This is a genomic window from Halopseudomonas salina, assembly GCF_008641105.1.
The window spans coordinates 638888-658287 of the sequence record NZ_VTTI01000001.1; the positions used below are offsets into that span (position 1 = coordinate 638888).

Genomic DNA, 19400 nt, shown 5'->3' on the forward strand with positions numbered 1-19400 from the left:
GTAACGTCATGGCCTGAAAATGATTGATACGACGGCTAAATGTTGCGGTCAATCTCCCTTGCCCACCTGATTTGATGCCAAAGACGAGCGCATCAGCGATGCCGACGAGATCAAGCGCCTCAACGCTCTAGCGGTACCTCCGGCTTATACCGTGGTCTGGATCTGCGCCGACCCGCGCGGCCATCTGCAGGCCACCGGCCGCGACGCCAAGGAACGCAAGCAATACCGCTACCATCCGCGCTGGCGTGAAGTGCGCGATATCGACAAGTACTCGCGCCTGCAGGAGTTCGGCAAGGCGTTGCCGAAACTGCGCAAGAAGCTGGAAACGCAACTCGCCGATCCAGGCTTCAGCCGCGAAAAGGTCCTTGCCGCGGTCGTCATGCTGCTGGACGCCACCCTGATTCGTGTAGGCAACAGCCAACACGCCAAGGACAACAAATCCTATGGCCTGACGACTTTACGCACCCGCCATGTGGACGTCGCCGGCAGCGAGATTCAGTTCCATTTTCGCGGCAAGAGCGTTATTGAGCACGAAGCCAGCGTCAAGGATCGACGCCAAGCCGCGAGGGCGCAAGGGACTCAAAGCCGAAGAGGTGGCCTTGGCGACTTTTCTGGAGTGGCCGAGGCTGATTTGGCGGGGGAGGCTGAGGCGGGGTAGGCCGATAGGCGGCAAGTATTCCACTGGTGCTATAGCCCGCTGTCTCTTCTGAATGACCCGTTTTTCAGAAAATGTACGGTTTGCTCAATAGCTGTTTCGTTTCTCATCAGAAAAGGGTGGGTTGCCGGTAAAGCGATAAAGTCGGTCATGCCTTCGACTTTGGTGGCTTCAACCGACACCTTGCCATCGTTCGGATTGGGCAGGAACGTCGACAGTATCAAATTGATGCTCTGCGTGCCGGCAATCACCCCGAGCTCGAATTTCACCGGCCCGAGGGACTTGGGCGCATCAGTGCGGTCGGTGCCAAGCTGCATGCCGGCAGGGCCGTTCAGCCACTCGAAGCCCGGCGTCTCCCGCAAATTATCCACCACCTCGCTACCCTGGTTTGGCGGTCCCAACATGACTACGCGCCCTATCTCGGCGTTTTCATGCTGCGCCATATAGGCGCGTACAAGAATGCCGCCAAGCGAGTGGGTGACGAAATGGATCCTGGTTGCGCCCGCTGCGGTGCACGAGCCAAGGCCTTCTCCCACAGCCTTGTTGGCCAGTTCCCCAACGGAGTGCTTGCGAGACGGGTAATCTATGTTTTCAACCAGATAGTTTTCGGCCAACAGCGCCGCTTCCAGCTTGCCCATGGAGTCAGCGGTGCGCGCCAGGCCGTGCAGCAGAACCACACATTCCACCGCCTGAGCTGAGCCGCATAGCAGGCACAGAGTAAGGAGAGAGCAAAGCTGCTTCCAACGATCTCGATTCATCGGTTTATAGCGCCCAGCGTACCGGGCGGTCCTCTAGTGTGATCGGTCCTTTGAAAGCCATAGTATCGCGCCTTTCGATCCCCACAAGCGGCCTCGCCAAGCTCCGCTACTTTTCTAGTGCCATTGCGCGTGCTATATCTACCCCACTGGCCAAGCTCGCTTGACAGCACTCCCTCCTATTTTGGCAAGGACTGCCGACAATCTCGCTTGTGTGTATTTTTATCGTCCGGACAGACGTGGTGCGTGTGCTTGTGCGCGTAGGTCGGGCGGTAGCCTGCCAGAGGCCCACCATGGGTCGTTCTGAGCGCCTTGCCCGGGCAGTAGTACAGGAATGTAGAGAATAATTAAAAAAGGGAAATGAGATGAGTGACTCTGCTATAGACAGCTTTCAGGTGGTGTATTCAGGCGTCCTGCCCGGTTTTAGCCATACGGACGTACGCACGGCAATGGCCAAACTGTTCAAGACCACCGAAGAGAAAGCCGAACGGATTCTTGCCAGCAATCGCGCCGTGATCAAAGCGGGTATTGATCAGGCCATGGGGGAGAAATATCTGGAGAAGCTGTCGAGTATTGGTATCGCTGCCCAGTTGAAACCCGAGCCTGCGATAGTAGCTATAACCTCAGACGCTGCAACCACTTTCACGGCGGCTGTAGCTGGGGGCGGTGGCGAGCGAATCTCCACCAATGCTGGTGCTGCAACAAAACATAAAGCCGAAGAGCACGTGCCTTTTGTCTTTACCGGTAACGGCTTCGAGTACTTCAAGATCTGGATCGTCAACATTCTGCTATCCGTTATCACCCTGGGTATTTATTCTGCCTGGGCCAAGGTACGCAACAAACAGTACTTCTACGGCAATACGCTGCTTGATGGCGCCAGCTTTTCCTATACGGCCAATCCGGTCAAGATTCTGATTGGACGCATCATCGCCTTTGTCTTTTTCGTTGTTTACGCCGTGGCGGGGGAGCTGAGTATTGTCGCGGGTATCATAATGGCTGGGTTGTTATTGGTGATAATGCCCTGGGTGATCTGCAAATCGCTGCGCTTCAATGCCCACTACAGTCGATATCGCAACGTGCCTTTCGTGTTTCACGGTCGCATGGGTGAAGCCGCCATGGCGTTTCTGCTTTGGCCGCTACTCGGCGCTATTACGCTTGGCATCTTGATGCCCTATGCCTATTACCAGCAGCAGAAATTCATCTATAACAACCACAGTTACGGCACGGCAGATTTTGATTTCAGGGCCACTGTGGGCGCGTACTACGGTATTTTCCTGTTGATACTCGGCATTTTCGTGGTGGGAGGCATCGCCGCCTTTTTAGCTGGCATGGTGCTGCCGCCGCTGGCGTTCCCGGTGATTGCAGCGATGTATCTGGTGGTTTTCGCCTACTTTGTCGTGGCCACCAGCAACCTTAACTACAACAATATCCATGTGCGCGAGCACCGCTTCAAGGCCCGGTGGAAGGTGCAGTCCTACTTCTGGCTGATGTGTACCAATACCCTGGGTATCCTCTTCACCCTGGGCTTTTTCATTCCTTGGGCTCGTGTGCGCACTGCTCGTTACAAAGCCAGGCATACCAGTGTGTTGGCAGTGGGCGACCTGGATAGCTTTGCCGCTGCCGAGCGCGATGCGGTGGGTCCGGTGGGTGAGGGTATGGGCGATCTGTTTGATATCGAGGTCGGCTTCTAGTGAGTTCTGCAATGCAGCCTATAGCGGGTAGCTGGTTTATGGCGGGCCAGGCTCGCCGTGAACCGGCCGAGTTGGCGGTGGATGGATCCGGTGTGGCGCGCGTTGTCTCTCAGGGAGAAGGCCGCGAGCTGGCGCGGGTGAACGCCGCCGAGCTGGATGTCAGCTCGCGGCTCGGGCAGACGCCACGGTTTGTGCGTCTGCCCTGTGGCGGCGTACTGGAAACCGATAACAATGATGCGGTAGACGAGCTGATGCATCAGTGGCAGCCCCGCCGTTTCCTGGGCTGGATTCACAAGCTGGAAAGTCACTTGCCCTTTGTGATCGTCACCGCATTGCTTGTGGCGATCTTAGCCTGGGCCAGTGTTTTTCACGGCTTGCCGGCTGCCGCTGAGCGCATGGCCCACGCTCTGCCAGCTGAAACACTCAACACCATTTCCCGGGAAACCCTGGCGCTGATGGACAGGCTGTACCTGAAGCCCAGCGAACTCTCCGCCGCAAAGCAGGCTGAACTGCAGGCTGACTTTGCCCCGGTCCTGGCCGCCTATCGGCAATTGCCGCTCAAGGTTCTGTTTCGCCAGGGTGGCGAGCGCGTAGGCGCCAATGCCTTTGCCCTGCCCGATGGCACCATGATCTTTACCGATGAAATCGTGACACTGGCACAGCGCAACGAGGAGCTTGTGGCGGTGTTAGCGCACGAAGTGGGTCATATTCATCATCGCCATAGCCTGCGCGCCATGATCCAGAATAGTGTGATTGGTATTGCCTATCTGATGGTGGTGGGCGACGCCTCGGCAGTGGGCGACCTGTTTGTCGGCTTACCCGTAGTGGCGGCGACCCTGGCCTATTCCCGCGACCACGAACTGGAAGCGGACCGCTTTTCCGTTGCCTACCTCGACCGTCAGGGCATCGAGCGCCAGGCGTTCGTAAATATTTTGCAGCGGATGAACGACAGTGCCCAGTGCCGCGAACTGCTCAGTGAGCAGGATGGCATAGCTGTTGATGAGCTGTCCGAGAGTGAGCGCCTGGCATTGTGCGGGGAGTTGCTAGCTGAGGGAGGTAAGTCCAAAGACAGCATCTGGAGCGACTACTTTTCCACTCATCCGGCCATGCAGGAGCGGTTGGAACGGTTTGTTGAATATCCATTCGTGGATAGATGATGTGGGAAAATGGTGGTCGGTAGAAATGCTTACCAGGCCCCGTGCATAAATGTGTCCGGTTCGTCCGAATCAGAATCGATAGTCCCAACCCATTGCCGGGCCTTGCAGGGCGGCGTCGAAGGCAAAGTCTGATGAGGTATAGTCCACCGCAAGCCTCCGGTAAGCTAGCAACAGTGCGCTTCGATCAGTGAGCTTGTAGCCAAGCGCTCCCATTAGATCGGAGCTGAATCTGGAGCCAACATCAAAACCGCCAATCATTGCCCAGCCGGTAAAATAGGTTCGTTCACCAAGATGGTAGGTGCCTTTTATCCCCACGATGGGGTCGATCCAGCTTTCCTCGTCGCGTCCGTCTACAGAAAACAGATTGCCGAGACTGACATTGATGTCTGTTTGTAGCCCCCAATAACGGGCGCCACCGACGACGTCCATGTATCCGTGGTCGTTATCGATCGCGCGATACTGCCCCGCAAGCATGAATGTCGCCGCCTTGACCTTGGCTTGCGCATCAACCTCAATGCCGACAGGCGTGGGGATACGACCTGATTCGCTCAGACTGACATACAGCAAGTCAGTCAACACACCGTAGCGCCCACGTCTTGCTTCGAATGCCAGCATTGCACCGGCATCCAGGCCTTCAAGTACGTCGCTGAAGTTTTTGCTGACATCTGCGCGGCGCGAAAATTTGCCCACCTCACCCTCGAGCCCAGCGCCCCAAAGGTATGGTGTCACGCGATAACGCCATTGGCTCTCATCGATACGCTCATGTTCTGTTGTCACAGCCGCTGTGGCACTTAAAGAAAGCGCAGAGGCCAGTACGCCACCGAGTAATCCGCGTAAAACTGTTGTTTTTTGCATAGCTTACTTCTGCCAACAAGTTAATGGAGTTGAAGCCTGGTTGTTCCTGAAAGGGATCTCTGGGCGCATGCACGAGTCAGGGTAAGGTCTTGTTATCTGCCGATTAAATTTTGTAATAGGCAAGCAATTCGCGCAGTTTTTCTGCCAGTAAGGTGAGGTTTTGGCTGGCATCTTGCGTCTGTTGAACCAAGTCGCCATTCTTGGCTGCCTCGTCACTGATGCTCAACACGTTGCGATTGATGTCCTCGACAACATGGCTCTGCTCTTCAGCCGCGCTGGCAATTTCAGTGTTTACCTGGCTGATACGGGTGATAGCTTCCAGAACATCATCGAAAGCTTCGCCTGCATCTTTCGCCGCCTCGGCATTGATAATAGCTATCTTGCTGTTTTCTGACATCATTTCGGAGGAGCGATTCACACCCTGTTGCACCCGTTCGATCATGCTGCGGATTTGCTCGGTGGAGGCTTGCGTTCTTTGCGCAAGCGAGCGGACCTCATCAGCTACTACGGCAAAGCCCCGCCCCTGTTCGCCTGCACGCGCAGCTTCAATGGCGGCATTGAGCGCCAGTAGGTTAGTTTGTCCGGCAATATTTACAATAACTTCCAAGACTGTGCCAATGTCCGTGCTAGCGGAAGCAAGGTCATCTATAACTTTCATGGAAGATGAGATGTCATGTGCCTGGTTTTGAATGCTCCTGATCGTCGATTCGAGGGAGTTCCTGCCTTCCAGTGCCTGTGAGCTGGCCCGGTTCGCAGCATCTTCGCCAGTTGCTGCGCTTTGCGCGACACTTTGTGCGGTCAGGCTCATCTCATGCATGGCCGTGGCCACCATTTCGGTTTCACGATTTTGGTTATTGATTGATTCATTCGAGCGTTCCGCTACTGTCGCCAGCTCGTTAGCCTGCACCAGCAGGGTATTGGCTGATTCAAGAGCTGCACGCATTGTGTGCTGCATGCGATCAAGCAGGCGATCAAAGGCACGAGCTAACACACCTAATTCATCCTTGCTGGTACTGTTGAACCGTACGGTCAGGTCACCGTTGCCATCGGCAATATCTTCGATCGTTGCAATGGTTGCATTCAGGGGGCGACTTATAATCAGTGTCATCATCAGACTGATGCAGAGCGCCAATATGAGGCCTGCTAGCGTGATCATAACGGCCATGGAAAGGGAGCTGGTGAGCACCAGTTGGCGTAGCTCGGATTTGGAATAGGCTGTAATGATCTCGTAGCCCCAGGGTGTATAGGCATGGGTTTCAATGTGCCATTGCTGGCTGGCCTCCCCGATCGCTTTGGTAATAGCATCTTCAGATACGTGATCAGAATGCATCCTCAGCGTGCCTTTCGGGTCACGCAAGGCCACAAAACCTTGCTCCAGAATTCGTGAGTTCGATATCGCTTCAGACGAGGCGCTCAAGTCAGCGGAATAGCCGACGTACCAGATTCCGAGTGTATTGCCTTGCGCATCTTTGATGGGCTCATAGCCGGTCAGGTAGGGCATGCCCAATATGTCAACCTGGCCATAAAAAGCGTTGCCTTCCAGAATGGCATTAATTGCCGCACCGTTGGGATCGAGTTGCGTACCTATGGCGCGCTGCCCATCTCGCATCACGTTGGTAGAAACTCGTACGAAGTTGTTACCTTGGCGAGAAAAGAGAGTTGCAGTCCCGCCCATAATTTCCGTAACCCATCCACCAGCGCGAAGTTGTTGGCCTGTGGTTGACCGCCCAGCTGTAACTCCGGTGGCGAAGCAGTGCCCACACTGACAGGCTGACCAAGCGACGGGTCGCCTATGGTCATGCCGCGTTGAATCAGTAGCTGCATGCTGTTTTTTACGCGCTCACTCATGATTGAATCAGTCAACCCCAAGAGCCTTGCTGCCTCATTCTTTCGGTGGGTTGCTTCAGCTAGTGCTTGATCATGAATCCACTTGCCTTGCGTTACAGAGCTGAAAATCACGGTAGCGGCGATGAATGAGAGCAGTACCACTGTCAGAGTCAGGACGAATTTTTTTCTGAGTGTCATTTGTGAGCGTCCCTGGTTGGAATAGCACTGATTATTACCCCGTTCACCGTATTCACAACGTTCTAATAGAATTAATTTGCGCAAAAGTGTTTCTCACCTTGCGCTGCACAAATACCTCATGGAAAAAATGGCCTGGGGTACTTGGGGAGCAGTTCAGATGAATATCAATTCAGGAGGGGTGAACGTTAGACATGTCTATCAACCTTTGTTTGTATTGCGCTTCCGGTTTTACTCGCCGTCCGCCAAGTTATTGCCATATCAACCGATCACCCCTATCTATTGGCCCAAATGCACCCGCCGAGAACCTGCGCTCTCCCCTAAGATAGGCATACAAAAATAAGGGGGTAAGCATGAAGAAGTGGATTATCTCGATCGTCATTTTGCTGTTGGCGGGAGGCGGCGTTTTTTGGGCTACGGCTGACCAGGACATGCGCAGGCTGGTGCTGAACCTGCCTACCAATTCCGATGTGCTGTTCTGGTCTACGCCAGAGCGTGATGCTGCTTTTCGGGCTATGGACCGCTTGCCTGTTTTATCCGAGTCGCGCGTTATCGCCGCCGGTAACAATGCCTATCCGTTGCCTGAGGGTGCGCCGCTGGATATTGGCATGGACGTGGATGCCTTTATGGCCTCGCAACGCGCCGCGGCGCTGGTGATTGTGCATGACGGCAAGGTACGCCTTGAGCAGTATGGCCTGGACTTCGGGCCCGATGGCCGCTGGACCAGTTTCTCCGTGGCCAAATCCTTTACCTCGACCCTGGTCGGCGCCGCTATCAAGGATGGCCATATCAAGAGCATCGATGACATGGTGTCGGCGTACATTCCCGGCCTTGAAGGCTCTGTTTACGACAATGTCACCATCAAGCAGTTGCTGACGATGACATCCGGTGTGAAATGGAATGAGGATTATGGCGACCCCCAGTCGGACGTGGCCCTGTTTTCCGACCACAAGCCCGAGCCGGGTGTCGATGTCACCGTGAGCTACATGCGCCAGCTGGAAGCCGAGGCGGAGCCGGGTACCAAGTGGGTGTATAAAACCGGTGAGACCAACCTGATTGGCGTTCTGGCCAGTTCGGCCGCCAACAAACCGCTGGCGCAGTACCTTTCCGAGAAAGTCTGGAAGCCCTTTGGCATGGAGCAGGACGCGACCTGGCTATTGGGGTCCACGGGGCATGAAATCAGTGGGTGCTGCATCCAGGCTGCCACACGCGACTACGCTCGATTCGGGCTGTTCATCATGGGTGGCGGCATCGCTGATGGCGAGCAGGTACTGCCGGAGGGCTGGATCGCCGAGGCGACCACCAAGCAGGCGGACATTGGTGCCCCGGGGCATGGCTACGGTTATCAGTGGTGGACGCTGGATGATGGCGCCTACATTGCGCAGGGTATCTTCGGCCAGGGTATTTTCATCGATCCCCAGCGGAAGCTGGTAATTGCCTCGAACGGCAACTGGCCCCAGGCTACTGATATGCAGGGTGGTACTCAGGGTGAAGAGCGTCTGGCGTTTTTCCGGCAGGTGCAGGCGGCTATTGATCGGGAGCTTGAGCGCTAGTTCAGGCATATTAGTGCGCCCGAGGAGGGGGCGCAGGAGACAAGCTTTGCTTCCCTGCGCCTCTCGCAAAAAGGAGATAGATTTATTGAGTGCTAATTGACCGGCATCAGCTCATCAGACCTTCGCATAGATCAACCAGCTTATGAAAGCCGCAAACGGCGCAAGCAACACGAGGCCGCCTACCAACAAAGCAAAGCCCCAGGCATAACCGCTTTCGCCTTCGAATCTGCCGCCGCTGAAAAGCTTCAGCACGCCAACGCCGATCCGATGGCATACAACGTTGACTAGAAAATCGAAAATAACGTCCATTGCTTGTTTCAAGACCTCTCGCTTCCTGCATCCACCCCAACAATACCCCCACATACGCTTTCGTAACACAACTGGTGGCTGTGACCGGTCGGTTCTACACTGGGCGGCACATGATCAACAGGGAGTACCCGCATGTCTTATGAAACACTCGATTACCAGGTAGAGGACGGCATTCTGACGCTGACCCTTAACCGCCCCGACCGCATGAATGCATTCAATGGCGCAATGTGTCGCGAGTTGATTGCGGCCTTTGATGCGGCCGATGCTGACGATGCTGTACGTGTGATTGTGGTGACGGGTGCGGGCAAGGCGTTTTGCGCCGGAGCGGATCTGGAGAAGGGTGGTGATACCTTCAACCGTCACAAGCGCCAGGGCGAACCGGAAGGCGATACGCTGCGTGATGGTGGCGGCACGGTATCGCTGCGGATCTATGAGTGCACCAAGCCGGTGATCGGGGCGTTCAACGGTGCGGCGGTGGGTGTGGGCGCGACCATGACCTTGCCGATGGATATTCGCATGGCGTCGACCAAGGCGAAGTTCGGCTTTGTGTTTGCCCGTCGCGGGATCACCATGGAGGCCTGCTCCAGCTGGTTCCTGCCGCGCCTGGTAGGCCCGATGCAGGCAGCCGAGTGGGTGTATACCGGTCGTGTTTTCAGTGCCGAGGAGGCGCTCAAGGGTGGTCTGGTCCGCAGTCTTCATGAACCCGACGAGTTACTGCCGGCAGCCTACGAGCTGGCGCGGGAAATTGTCGATAATACCTCCGGCATGTCCGCGCTGCTTAACCGTCAGTTGATGTGGCGCATGATGGGCGCGGATCATCCGATGGAAGCGCACAAGGTAGATTCGCGGGCGATTGCCTTCATGGGCGAGTCTGCAGACGCCCAGGAAGGAGTACAATCCTTCCTCGAGAAACGTCCGCCGCAGTTCAAGTTGAGCCCGAGCAAGGACCGCCCCCCATTCTACCCCTGGTGGGACGAGCGCCCCTTCAAGTAAGGGCCGCCACTCACCCAGGTACAGAGGAGTCCGCCATGAGCCGTCATTTCGAATCCGCGACCGGTCTGTGTGAAAACCGCGATCCAGCGACCGAAGGCTTTGTGTTCAACCAGACCATGCTGCGCATCAAGTCACCGGAGGTCACTCTGGATTTCTACACGCGGATCATGGGCATGACGTTGGTCAAGAAGCTGGATTTCGAGCAGATGCAGTTCAGCCTGTATTTTCTGGCTGCGATCGACAGTAAGGATCTGGGATTGTGGTCGGATGATCCGCAGGAGCGGCTGGTACAGACCTTCGGCCGCCCGGCCATGCTGGAGCTGACCCATAACTGGGGCACCGAGAGCGATGCGGACTTTGCCTACCACAATGGTAACGATGAACCGAAGGGCTTTGGCCACATCGGTTTTGCGGTGCCCAATCTGGAGGTCGCCTGTGAGCGTTTCGAGGGGCTGGGTGTCAGCTTCGTCAAGCGGCCGCAGGATGGCAAGATGAACAACATTGCCTTTATCCGCGACCCGGACGGCTACTGGATCGAGCTGTTCACGCCGGGGGATTTGCGGGGAGCTTTCAGCTGACAGCTCGGATGAAATCTCGCCTGACTTTTCCATAGGCATAAAAAAACCGGGCGCTGTAAACAGCGCCCGGTTTCGTTTGTCGCTGGATCAGACCAGATCGAAACGATCTGCGTTCATCACCTTGGTCCAGGCTTTGACGAAATCCTTGACGAATTTCTCCTTGGCATCGTCTTGGGCGTATACCTCTGCGTAGGCGCGCAGTATCGCATTGGAACCGAATACCAGGTCGACCCGGGTGGCGGTCCACTTCACTGCACCGCTCTTGCGATCGACGATATCGTAGGAGTTCCGGCCGGTGGGCTTCCAGGTGTTGCGCATGTCGGTCAGGTTGACGAAGAAGTCGTTGCTCAGCACACCCTCGTTATCCGTGAACACGCCATGCTTGCTGCCACCATGGTTGGTGCCCAGTACGCGCATGCCACCCATCAGCACGGTCATTTCCGGCGCGGTCAGGCCCATCAGCTGGGCGCGATCGAGCAGCATCTCTTCAGGCGTGACCTCGTAGTGCTTCTTGGTCCAGTTGCGGAAGCCATCGTGCACTGGCTCCAGATACTCGAACGAGTCGGCATCGGTCATTTCTTCGCTAGCGTCGCCGCGGCCGGGGGCAAAGGGCACGGTAATATCGACACCGGCGGCTTTGGCTGCCTGCTCCACTGCAGCAGTGCCGCCCAGGACGATCAGGTCGGCCAGGCTGACTGGCTGAGGCAGACCGGCCCGGATGCCTTCCAGCACGGCAAGTACCTGTTGCAGCCGCTCGGGCTCGTTACCTTCCCAGGCCTTCTGCGGGGCCAGACGAATGCGAGCACCGTTGGCGCCGCCACGGAAGTCCGAGCCGCGGAAGGTGCGCGCACTGTCCCAGGCGGTGCTGACCAGATCCGCCACACTCAGGCCACTGGCCAGAATGGTGCGTTTGAGGTCGGCGACTTCGGTCTCGTTCAGCATGTAGCCGGGAGTCGGGATCGGATCCTGCCAGATCAGGTCTTCTGCCGGTACATCCGGACCCAGATACCGGCTCTTGGGGCCGAGGTCGCGGTGCGTCAGCTTGAACCAGGCACGGGCGAAGACTTCCGAGAAGTACGCATGATCCTTGTGGAAGCGCTCGGCGATCTTGCGGTATTCCGGGTCCATCTTCATCGCCATGTCGGCGTCGGTCATCATCGGGTTGAGGCGGATGGAGGGATCCTCCACGTCGACCGGCTTGTCTTCCTCGCGGATATTGATCGGCTGGTACTGCCAGGCACCGGCGGGGCTCTTTGTCAGCTCCCACTCGTAGCCGAACAACAGGTCGAAGTAGCCGTTGTCCCACTGGGTCGGATGGGTAGTCCAGGCACCTTCGATGCCACTGGTGACGGTGTCCCGGCCAATGCCGCGCGATACGGTATTGTTCCAGCCCAGGCCCTGCTCGTGTACATCGGCGCCTTCGGGGGCTTCGCCTAGGTTCTCGGCGCGGCCGTTGCCGTGGCTCTTGCCGACGGTGTGACCGCCTGCGGTAAGCGCAACGGTTTCTTCGTCGTTCATGGCCATGCGTTCAAAGGTGACGCGAATATCGTGGGCGGTCTTGAGCGGGTCGGGGTTGCCGTCGACACCTTCCGGGTTGACGTAGATCAGGCCCATCATCACCGCGGCAAGCGGATTTTCGAGGTCGCGTTCGCCGGAGTAGCGGCTGTTTTCGCTTCCGCTGGGTGCGAGCCATTCGGTTTCGGCGCCCCAGTAGATGTCCTTTTCCGGGTGCCAGATGTCGGCGCGGCCACCGGCGAAGCCGAAGGTTTTCAGGCCCATGGATTCATAGGCCATGTTGCCGGCGAGAATCATCAGGTCGGCCCAGGAGAGCTTGTTGCCGTACTTCTTCTTGATCGGCCAGAGCAGGCGACGAGCCTTGTCGAGGTTGGTGTTGTCCGGCCAGGAGTTGAGCGGGGCGAAGCGCTGGTTGCCGGTGCCTGCGCCACCGCGGCCGTCGGCGATGCGGTAGCTGCCAGCCGCGTGCCAGGCCAGACGAATCATCAGGCCGCCGTAGTGACCCCAGTCCGCCGGCCACCATTCCTGGCTTTCGGTCATCAGGGCCTTGAGGTCGGTCTTGACGGCTTCGAGATCAAGCTTCTTGAATTCTTCGGCGTAGTCGAACGCTTCGCCGAGCGGGTTTGTCTTGCTGTCGTGCTGGTGAAGGATGTCGAGGTTGAGGGCGTTCGGCCACCAACTGATGTTCGATTTGCTGTTTGCGGTGTTGCCGCCGTGCATGATTGGGCACTTGCCCTGACTGTCACTCATGTGTATCTCCCGCATGTACTAATTAAATGATGCTGCACGGGGCGGCATCCTGTTCTGTTCTTGCCGGGCAGTTATGCCGTTCTACAGCTTGGCGTTTGGATCCGGCTGGATGATTTCGACTGCCTCTGAGTAGCATATTGGCAACGATTGTAAATTGAGAACAGTGATAATTAGAAAAGAGCTTGATAGCTCTTCTCTATTAGCCCGGCTGGCGGCGATGCAAGAACCTATGCGTGCCCGGGTTGTACATCGGAGTGGCTAGGGCATGTAACTCAGGGGATCAGGCGGGACAGGGCAGCCCGTGGTCCTTCAGGGATGGCACAGGAACGGTTACTGCTGCGCTCGACAAATACATGCACGAAGCGGCCAACCGCACAGGCGGCTTCCGTCCCTGCCTTGAAAACAGCCAGCTCGTAATGTATCGAACTGTTGCCGAGCTTGGCGACGCGCACGCCAATCTCGATGGCATCGGGGAAAGCGATCGGCGCCAGGTAATCGCAGCCGGAGCTGACCACGAAAGCAATCTGTTCACCCTGGTGAATATCTAGCCCACCCTGCTCGATCAGCCAGCTGTTCACTGCGCTGTCGAAGTAGTTGTAATACACCACGTTATTCACATGGCCATAGACGTCGTTGTCGTGCCAGCGGGTGGTGATGGGGTGCAGGTAGGGGTAGTCGTTACGTGTGGGTTTGGTGCTCATATCGAAGTGTTCTCTCGGGAAATTCGGTTCTACCAATGCCGCTGTGACCTATGGGTGACTCTGGATTCGCTGCTTGCTGCCTTGAGCGACACCCTCCGCAGACACGCCGTGAACCCGTCCTTGGGGGCTCCCTAAGCCCATCCCTGGGCATAAAGGGTCTACTGCGGATGTCCCTCAAGTCAGCCCAGGCATAGGAGTGGCCTGCGGACTGAATTCTGTAAGTTCAAAACGCCTTGCGATAGATCGCCAGGGCGTCGGCTTCGGTCAGCTCCCGTGGGTTATTGACCAGCAGTCGCTGTTGCAGCATCGCGTCCTTGGCCAGTTGTGGCAGCATGTCTTCCGGTACGCCGGCATCGCGCAGGCGCGTGGGTAGCTTGCAGCGTGGGCTCAGGGCGGACAGCTCGGCGACCAGTTGCTCGGTCAGGCTGGTAGCGTTGCCGGCTTTCAGATCCTTGACCAGCAATGGCGCCAGCTCGGCGTACAGGTCCTCGGCCGCGGAGGAATTGAACTCGATCACGGCGGGGAGTACCAGGGCATTGGACAGGCCGTGGGGAATATGGAAGTGACCGCCGAGCGGGTAGGCGAGGGCGTGTACCGCAGCGACTGGGGCGTTGGCGAACGCCTGGCCAGCCAGCAGGGCGCCAAGCAGCATGCCCTGGCGCGCTTCGCGGTTGCTGCCATTATGCACGGCTTCATCCAGGTTGGCGGCCAGCAGGCGCAGAGCCTCACGGGCGAGCATGTCGGACAGCGGGTTCTTCTTGATCTTGCTGGTATAGGCCTCGATCGCGTGCACCATGGCATCAATGCCTGTGGCGGCGGTAACGGCCGGTGGCAGACCGACAGTCAGATCGGCATCGAGCAGCGCCATATCGGGCAGCAGAACCGGTGAGACCACGCCCATCTTGGTGGTTTCGCCTGTGGTGATAATGGAAATCTGCGTGACTTCCGAGCCGGTACCGGCGGTGGTCGGTACCTGTATCAGCGGCAGGCGCTGGCCCTTGGCATTGCCCACGCCGTAGATGTCGGAAAGCTGCTGATTGCAGTCGGGGTGTGCGAGGAAGGCGACCAGTTTGGCCACGTCCATGGAGCTGCCACCGCCAAAGCCGACGACCAGATCAGCGCCCATGGCGCGGCCCTGTTCCACGGCGGCCATGACGACCGCTTCCGGCGGATCGGCCTGGACCTCATCGAAGATTTCATAGGCGACGCCAGCCTTGGCAAAACCGGGGGTGATGCTGTCGAGCATGCCCAGTTTGGTGATGCCGGGGTCGGTCACGATCATCACTCGGGAGGCGCCACGCTCCTTGCAGAGCTCGGCTAGACGGACAGCGGAACCGGATTCACAGAGGATCTGGGCAGTGGTGGCAAACAGGAACGGAGACATGGGTACCTCGGTCAATGAGACAGTTCGGGATACTGTATGGAAGCTGGCGCCAAGCTGCAAGCTGTAAGCCTCAAGCCTCAAGCCTCAAGCCTCAAGCCTCAAGCCGCAAGCCACAAGCCACAAGCCACAAGCTTCAAGCTTCAAGCGGCAGGCGGTAGGCGGTAAGCCAGGAGCTGGAAGCTAGAAGCGGTGCGGCAGCTGCGGGTCTCGGGTCTCGAACTTCAAGCTTCAAGCTTCAAGCTTTAGGCTTCCAGCTTCCAGCCAAAACCCAGCCCAGCCCCTCCGCCAAGGGACCAGACCACACCGCGCTGGGTCTTAGCTTGTGGCTTGCCGCTTGATGCTTGCGGCTGGGTTTGGCAGCTTGCGGCTGGGCTAGAGAAACATCTCCAGCAGATCATTCAGAAACAGGCGACCCCGCTCGGTGGGGCGTAGCTGTTGCTGCCAGGGCTCGAGCAAGCCGCGCTCAACCGCACGATCCAGCAGCGGTGCGATGCTGTCCAGGGACTGGCCGGTGCGTGCCTGGTAATAGGTGGCGGGTACGCCGTCGCTCAGGCGCAAGGCATTCATCAGAAAATCGAAGGGCAGATCGTCTGGCTCGATCATCTTGTCGCCAGCGCGAAAGGGCTTGGCTGGGTCCAGATAGTCTTTAGGCAGACGGGTTTTCCAGTTGCGTTCCACGCGGCCGTCGGCATGGGTTGTCTTGCCGTGTGCGCCGGCCCCGATGCCGATAAAGTCACCGTATTGCCAGTAGTTCAGGTTGTGCCGCGCCTGGCGGCCTGGCTGGGCATAGGCTGATATCTCGTATTGCACCAGACCCGCTTCGGCCAGTCGCTGCTGCCCGTCCTCCTGGATGGTCCAGAGTATGTCCTCCACTGGCAGGGTCGGCGGCTTGTTGTAAAACACCGTGTTGGGCTCCAGCGTGAGCTGGTACCAGGACAGGTGTTCCGGGGCCAGCGCCACCGCCTGCTCGATATCGGCCAGTGCCTGTTCCACCGATTGGCCGGGCAGGCCATGCATCAGATCCAGGTTCAGATTGTCGAACCCGGCGCGGCGGGCCATCTCGACGGCGCCCAGCGCTTCGCGGTCGTCATGGATGCGGCCCAGGGCCTTGAGATGTTCGGGGTTGAAGCTCTGGATGCCGATCGACAGGCGATTGATGCCGGCGCTGCGGTAGTCGGCGAACTTGGCCTGCTCGAAGGTGCCGGGGTTGGCTTCCAGGGTGATTTCGATATCGTCGGCAAAGTGCAGGCGGGCAGCCATGGCCTCGAGGATTCGACCCAGACTGGCCGCGGAAAAGAGACTGGGCGTGCCGCCGCCAAAGAAAATCGAACGCAGCTTCCGTCCGCCGACCAAGGGCAGGTCCTGTTCAAGGTCGGCGATCAGCGCCGCTACATATTCCTGCTCGGGCAGACCGCTATCACTGACATGGGAGTTGAAGTCGCAGTAGGGACATTTGCGCACGCACCAGGGTATGTGCACGTAAGCTGACAGAGGCGGGAGTTGCAAGCGGCAAGCTTCAAGCTGCAAGCTGTCCGAGTGGTTGGCTGGGCTTGCTTGAGGCTTGAGACTTGTGGCTTGCGGCTTGGTCAACTGAGTCCCAGACGCTTGCGCAAATCAGCCATGGCCTTGGCTCTGTGACTGATACGGTTTTTGTCCGCGTAACTCAGTTCAGCGCTGGCGCAGTACCTTTCGGGTACCCAGAACAGGGGATCGTACCCAAAGCCCTGGCTGCCGCGCGGCTCTTGCATGATCCGGCCGTGCCAGGCGCCTTCGCAGATGATTGGCGTGGGATCTTCTGCGTGCAGCATCAATACCAGCACTGAAATGAAGCGCGCACCGCGTTTATCATCGGATACGTCTTGCAAAGCTTCCAGCAGCTTGGCGTTGTTCGCCTGGTCTCCGCCGCCGCCGGCATAACGCGCAGAATAGATACCTGGCGCGCCGCCAAGGGCATCCACGGCTAGGCCGGAATCATCGGCCAATGCAGGCAGGCCTGAAGCTCGGGCGGCGTGCCTGGCTTTGAGGATTGCGTTCTCGACAAAGGTCAGGCCGGTTTCCTCGACTTCTTCCTGAACGAAGCGGCTTTGCGGTATGACCTCAACCTCGTTGCCCAGCATGGCCTGTAGCTCGGCCAGCTTTCCTGCGTTGCCGCTGGCCAGCACCAGTTGGCTGAAGGGGAGTCGTGACGCTTCACTCATCCGGGAAGAACTCCTTCTGGAAGTTCAGAGTATGCACGGCGCCGCCTTCCTCGGGCTGTATATCGATTTCAAAACGCAGAATAGAACGTGTTGGTGCGCCATAATTGGCAACGAAATACAGGGCGTCCTCTTCCTTTACGCGGATGAAGTTCAGGGGTGTTTCCTGTTCTATCAGCGTTTTCACCGTGCCGGTCACGCGAGCGTCGACGGGTACTGCCCCATCAGGAGTTTCCCGCTGCACGGCGATATTCAGCACGCCCTTGTCGGGTGCCCGTTCCAAGCCCACGTTGGCAGCGACTTGCGGTGCAACGTAGCTGCTGTTGAAGGGGCTGAAATAGACAATGATGTCACCAAAGCGTTTGGGGCTCTGATCCTGGGCCATGGCCAGAGGGGCGGCGACCAGCATCAGTGTGCAAAGCAGATTGCGTAGCATAGTGTTCTCCTATCGGGTAACCCGGTAGATGGCAATTTCACCCAACAGGTTTGGCCAGAGCCCACTCAACCAGGTGCTCTGGTGTGACTGGTCTACCACAAGGCGATCAAGAATGCGTATGGATCGCTCGCGGCATAGCTCCTCAAAGTCCTTGAATGTGCAAAAGTGGATATTGGGTGTGTTGTACCAAGTGTAGGGCATGAACTCCGATACAGGCATGCGGCCCTTTGTACCCAGATATAAGCGGCAGCGCCAATGGGCAAAGTTGGGGAAGGTGAGAATCGCTTCGCGGCCGATGCGCAGCATCTCTTCCAGCACTTGATCAGGGTAATGGACGGCCTGCAGCGCCTGGGTCATGAGTACGCTGTCGAAGGTGTTGTCGCCAAAGTTGCTCAGGCCGGCATCCAGGTTTTGTTCGATCACGTTGACGCCGCGCTCGATACAGGCGTTGATCTTCTCCGGGTCGATTTCCAGACCATAACCGGTGACCTTGCGGTGGTCGGACAGATAACGCAGGAGCTCACCGTCACCGCAGCCCAGATCCAACAGACGACTGCCAGGCTTGATCCATTCCTGGATGATTTCCAGGTCCGCGCGCATAGTCATCAAGCCACCTCGATCTGGTTCATATAGGCCTTGAAGGCCTGGACGTAGCGGGGGATCGGCAGCAGGAAGGCGTCGTGTCCCTGGGCTGCTTCGATTTCCAGATAACTGACCTGCTTGCCCGCTGCAAAAAGAGCGTCCACCAGCTCACGGGAGCGGGCAGGTGAGAAGCGCCAGTCAGTCGTGAACGACATCACCATGCAGCGTGCCTTGATGCCTTCGAGACTGCTGGCCAGATTGCCGGAGTGGGCACCCGCCGGGTCGAAGTAGTCCAGCGCCTTGGTCATCAATAGGTAGGTATTGGCGTCAAAGCGCTCGGAAAACTCCTGGCCCTGATAACGCAGATAGCTTTCTACCTGGAATTCGACACTGGTGAAATCGTAGTTGAGCACGTCGGTACGCAGCTCACGGCCGAATTTCTCGCCCATGGAATCATCCGACAGATAGGTGATGTGCCCGACCATGCGGGCCAGCATCAGACCGCGCTTGGGGATCACGCCGAAGGCTGCGTAGTCGCCATTATGAAAATCTGGATCATTGATGATCGCCTGGCGCGCGACTTCATTGAAGGCGATGTTCTGCGCAGAGAGCTTGGGCGCAGTGGCAATCGCCAGACAGTGTCGAATGCGGTCGGGGTAGCTGATGGCCCACTGTAGGGCCTGCATGCCACCGAGGCTGCCGCCCACGACGGCAGCCCAGCACGCAATCCCCAGTCGGTCGGCGAGCAGTGCCTGGCTGTGGACCCAGTCTTCGACGGTGAGCACCGGAAAATGCGCGCCGTAGGATTTACCCGTGGCTGGGTCGATGCTTGAGGGGCCGGTTGAGCCATGGCAGCCGCCCAGGTTATTCAGGCTGACGACAAAGAAGCGGTTGGTGTCGATCGCCTTTCCAGGTCCGATACACGCATCCCACCATCCGGGCTTGCGTTCGTCTACCTTGTGAAAGCCCGCTGCGTGATGGTGGCCGGACAGCGCGTGGCAGATGAGCACTGCGTTGCTGTGGTTGGCGTTCAGCTCCCCATAGGTCTCATATACCAGTTCGAACTGGTTCAACGCCTTGCCGCAAGCCAATTGCAACGGCTCGGAAAACGCCTGGCGCTGAGGTGTCACCAGACCGACAGAATCGGCGGGGAATCTGGACATGGATATACTGTTCCTGTGTGGTCAGGCGGTAGCCCGCTGCGGCCTCGCCAACAGACGAGGCGCCAGTCTAAAGAGCGTCGGAGTCCGGCGCAATATCTGCGCTGCA

General features: G+C 57.9%; 18 protein-coding genes and 1 pseudogene. 6 read left to right on the forward strand and 13 right to left on the reverse strand.

The features are described 5' to 3' along the window. Positions 1-73: 73 nt before the first annotated feature. A pseudogene (locus FZF01_RS02925) lies at positions 74-562 on the forward strand (DNA topoisomerase IB); the annotation flags it as partial. 125 nt (positions 563-687) lie between these two features. Here FZF01_RS02925 and FZF01_RS02930 read toward each other — a convergent pair. Next, positions 688-1332, reverse strand: coding sequence for an esterase/lipase family protein (locus FZF01_RS02930; RefSeq protein ID WP_223825362.1), 645 nt, complete (start codon positions 1330-1332; stop codon positions 688-690). Positions 1333-1775: 443 nt separating this feature from the next. On the opposite strand from FZF01_RS02930, the gene FZF01_RS02935 reads away from it, so the two are divergent. Further along, positions 1776-3101: a YjgN family protein gene (locus FZF01_RS02935; protein ID WP_150276588.1), complete on the forward strand. Its 1326-nt coding sequence runs from the start codon at positions 1776-1778 to the stop codon at positions 3099-3101. An 11-nt stretch (positions 3102-3112) separates the two neighbouring features. Next, entirely contained in the window at positions 3113-4258 is a 1146-nt protein-coding gene (locus tag FZF01_RS02940; protein ID WP_150276589.1) for a M48 family metallopeptidase, read from the forward strand. A gap of 69 nt (positions 4259-4327) precedes the next feature. On the opposite strand, the gene FZF01_RS02945 is transcribed toward FZF01_RS02940, so the two are convergent. The 3 genes from FZF01_RS02945 to FZF01_RS02955 form a co-directional block, all read right to left on the reverse strand. Further along, positions 4328-5113 carry a hypothetical protein gene (locus FZF01_RS02945; protein ID WP_150276590.1) on the reverse strand — a complete coding sequence of 262 codons (786 nt, stop codon included), beginning with the start codon at positions 5111-5113 and terminating at the stop codon, positions 4328-4330. A 103-nt stretch (positions 5114-5216) separates the two neighbouring features. Continuing rightward, positions 5217-6788, reverse strand: a complete 1572-nt coding sequence (locus FZF01_RS02950) for a methyl-accepting chemotaxis protein (RefSeq protein ID WP_150276591.1) — start codon at positions 6786-6788, stop codon at positions 5217-5219. Further along, complete coding sequence (locus FZF01_RS02955) at positions 6722-7138, reverse strand: hypothetical protein (protein ID WP_190325443.1); 417 nt, start codon at positions 7136-7138, stop codon at positions 6722-6724. Before FZF01_RS02955 ends, FZF01_RS02950 begins: the two co-directional genes overlap by 67 nt. Positions 7139-7488: 350 nt before the next feature. Between FZF01_RS02955 and FZF01_RS02960 the strand changes: the two genes are divergently transcribed. Then, complete coding sequence (locus tag FZF01_RS02960; protein ID WP_150276593.1) at positions 7489-8688, forward strand: serine hydrolase domain-containing protein; 1200 nt, start codon at positions 7489-7491, stop codon at positions 8686-8688. Positions 8689-8802: 114 nt separating this feature from the next. Here FZF01_RS02960 and FZF01_RS02965 read toward each other — a convergent pair whose 3' ends face one another. After that, the gene (locus tag FZF01_RS02965; protein WP_223825363.1) at positions 8803-9009 is read right to left on the reverse strand and encodes a hypothetical protein; all 207 of its coding nucleotides are present in this window, start codon (positions 9007-9009) and stop codon (positions 8803-8805) included. A gap of 120 nt (positions 9010-9129) precedes the next feature. Between FZF01_RS02965 and FZF01_RS02970 the strand changes: the two genes are divergently transcribed. Then, the gene (locus tag FZF01_RS02970) at positions 9130-9990 is read left to right on the forward strand and encodes a crotonase/enoyl-CoA hydratase family protein (protein ID WP_150276594.1); all 861 of its coding nucleotides are present in this window, start codon (positions 9130-9132) and stop codon (positions 9988-9990) included. 35 nt (positions 9991-10025) lie between these two features. Further along, positions 10026-10568 carry a lactoylglutathione lyase gene (gene gloA / locus FZF01_RS02975; RefSeq protein ID WP_150276595.1) on the forward strand — a complete coding sequence of 181 codons (543 nt, stop codon included), beginning with the start codon at positions 10026-10028 and terminating at the stop codon, positions 10566-10568. Between the two features lie 87 nt (positions 10569-10655). On the opposite strand, the gene katG is transcribed toward gloA, so the two are convergent. From katG to metX, 8 genes are all read right to left on the reverse strand, one after another. Then, the gene (gene katG / locus FZF01_RS02980; RefSeq protein ID WP_223825364.1) at positions 10656-12833 is read right to left on the reverse strand and encodes a catalase/peroxidase HPI; all 2178 of its coding nucleotides are present in this window, start codon (positions 12831-12833) and stop codon (positions 10656-10658) included. Between the two features lie 272 nt (positions 12834-13105). Continuing rightward, positions 13106-13534, reverse strand: coding sequence for an acyl-CoA thioesterase (locus FZF01_RS02985; RefSeq protein WP_150276597.1), 429 nt, complete (start codon positions 13532-13534; stop codon positions 13106-13108). A gap of 223 nt (positions 13535-13757) precedes the next feature. After that, positions 13758-14918, reverse strand: a complete 1161-nt coding sequence (locus FZF01_RS02990; protein WP_150276598.1) for an iron-containing alcohol dehydrogenase — start codon at positions 14916-14918, stop codon at positions 13758-13760. Between the two features lie 372 nt (positions 14919-15290). After that, positions 15291-16445 (reverse strand): radical SAM family heme chaperone HemW, encoded by a 1155-nt coding sequence (hemW, locus tag FZF01_RS02995; protein ID WP_150276737.1) that lies wholly within the window; start codon positions 16443-16445, stop codon positions 15291-15293. A gap of 59 nt (positions 16446-16504) precedes the next feature. Next, positions 16505-17116, reverse strand: a complete 612-nt coding sequence (rdgB, locus tag FZF01_RS03000) for an RdgB/HAM1 family non-canonical purine NTP pyrophosphatase (protein WP_150276599.1) — start codon at positions 17114-17116, stop codon at positions 16505-16507. Further along, the gene (locus FZF01_RS03005) at positions 17109-17549 is read right to left on the reverse strand and encodes a DUF4426 domain-containing protein (RefSeq protein ID WP_150276600.1); all 441 of its coding nucleotides are present in this window, start codon (positions 17547-17549) and stop codon (positions 17109-17111) included. Before FZF01_RS03005 ends, rdgB begins: the two co-directional genes overlap by 8 nt. Before the next feature lie 9 nt (positions 17550-17558). Next, the gene (gene metW / locus FZF01_RS03010) at positions 17559-18149 is read right to left on the reverse strand and encodes a methionine biosynthesis protein MetW (protein ID WP_150276738.1); all 591 of its coding nucleotides are present in this window, start codon (positions 18147-18149) and stop codon (positions 17559-17561) included. A gap of 5 nt (positions 18150-18154) precedes the next feature. After that, positions 18155-19294, reverse strand: coding sequence for a homoserine O-succinyltransferase MetX (metX, locus tag FZF01_RS03015; RefSeq protein WP_150276601.1), 1140 nt, complete (start codon positions 19292-19294; stop codon positions 18155-18157). Positions 19295-19400 lie beyond the last annotated feature (106 nt).

Excerpts from the sequence above, each read along its gene's own strand:
- metX (WP_150276601.1), bottom strand. The coding sequence starts at position 19,294 with ATGTCCAGATTCCCCGCCGATTCTGTCGGTCTGGTGACACCTCAGCGC.
- FZF01_RS02990 (WP_150276598.1), bottom strand. The coding sequence starts at position 14,918 with ATGTCTCCGTTCCTGTTTGCCACCACTGCCCAGATCCTCTGTGAATCC.
- FZF01_RS02985 (WP_150276597.1), bottom strand. The coding sequence starts at position 13,534 with ATGAGCACCAAACCCACACGTAACGACTACCCCTACCTGCACCCCATC.
- rdgB (WP_150276599.1), bottom strand. The coding sequence starts at position 17,116 with ATGAGTGAAGCGTCACGACTCCCCTTCAGCCAACTGGTGCTGGCCAGC.
- FZF01_RS02950 (WP_150276591.1), bottom strand. The coding sequence starts at position 6,788 with ATGGGCGGGACTGCAACTCTCTTTTCTCGCCAAGGTAACAACTTCGTA.
- FZF01_RS02970 (WP_150276594.1), top strand. The coding sequence starts at position 9,130 with ATGTCTTATGAAACACTCGATTACCAGGTAGAGGACGGCATTCTGACG.
- FZF01_RS03005 (WP_150276600.1), bottom strand. The coding sequence starts at position 17,549 with ATGCTACGCAATCTGCTTTGCACACTGATGCTGGTCGCCGCCCCTCTG.
- FZF01_RS02955 (WP_190325443.1), bottom strand. The coding sequence starts at position 7,138 with ATGACACTCAGAAAAAAATTCGTCCTGACTCTGACAGTGGTACTGCTC.
- katG (WP_223825364.1), bottom strand. The coding sequence starts at position 12,833 with ATGAGTGACAGTCAGGGCAAGTGCCCAATCATGCACGGCGGCAACACC.
- FZF01_RS02945 (WP_150276590.1), bottom strand. The coding sequence starts at position 5,113 with ATGCAAAAAACAACAGTTTTACGCGGATTACTCGGTGGCGTACTGGCC.
- metW (WP_150276738.1), bottom strand. The coding sequence starts at position 18,149 with ATGCGCGCGGACCTGGAAATCATCCAGGAATGGATCAAGCCTGGCAGT.
- FZF01_RS02940 (WP_150276589.1), top strand. The coding sequence starts at position 3,113 with ATGCAGCCTATAGCGGGTAGCTGGTTTATGGCGGGCCAGGCTCGCCGT.
- FZF01_RS02960 (WP_150276593.1), top strand. The coding sequence starts at position 7,489 with ATGAAGAAGTGGATTATCTCGATCGTCATTTTGCTGTTGGCGGGAGGC.
- gloA (WP_150276595.1), top strand. The coding sequence starts at position 10,026 with ATGAGCCGTCATTTCGAATCCGCGACCGGTCTGTGTGAAAACCGCGAT.
- FZF01_RS02935 (WP_150276588.1), top strand. The coding sequence starts at position 1,776 with ATGAGTGACTCTGCTATAGACAGCTTTCAGGTGGTGTATTCAGGCGTC.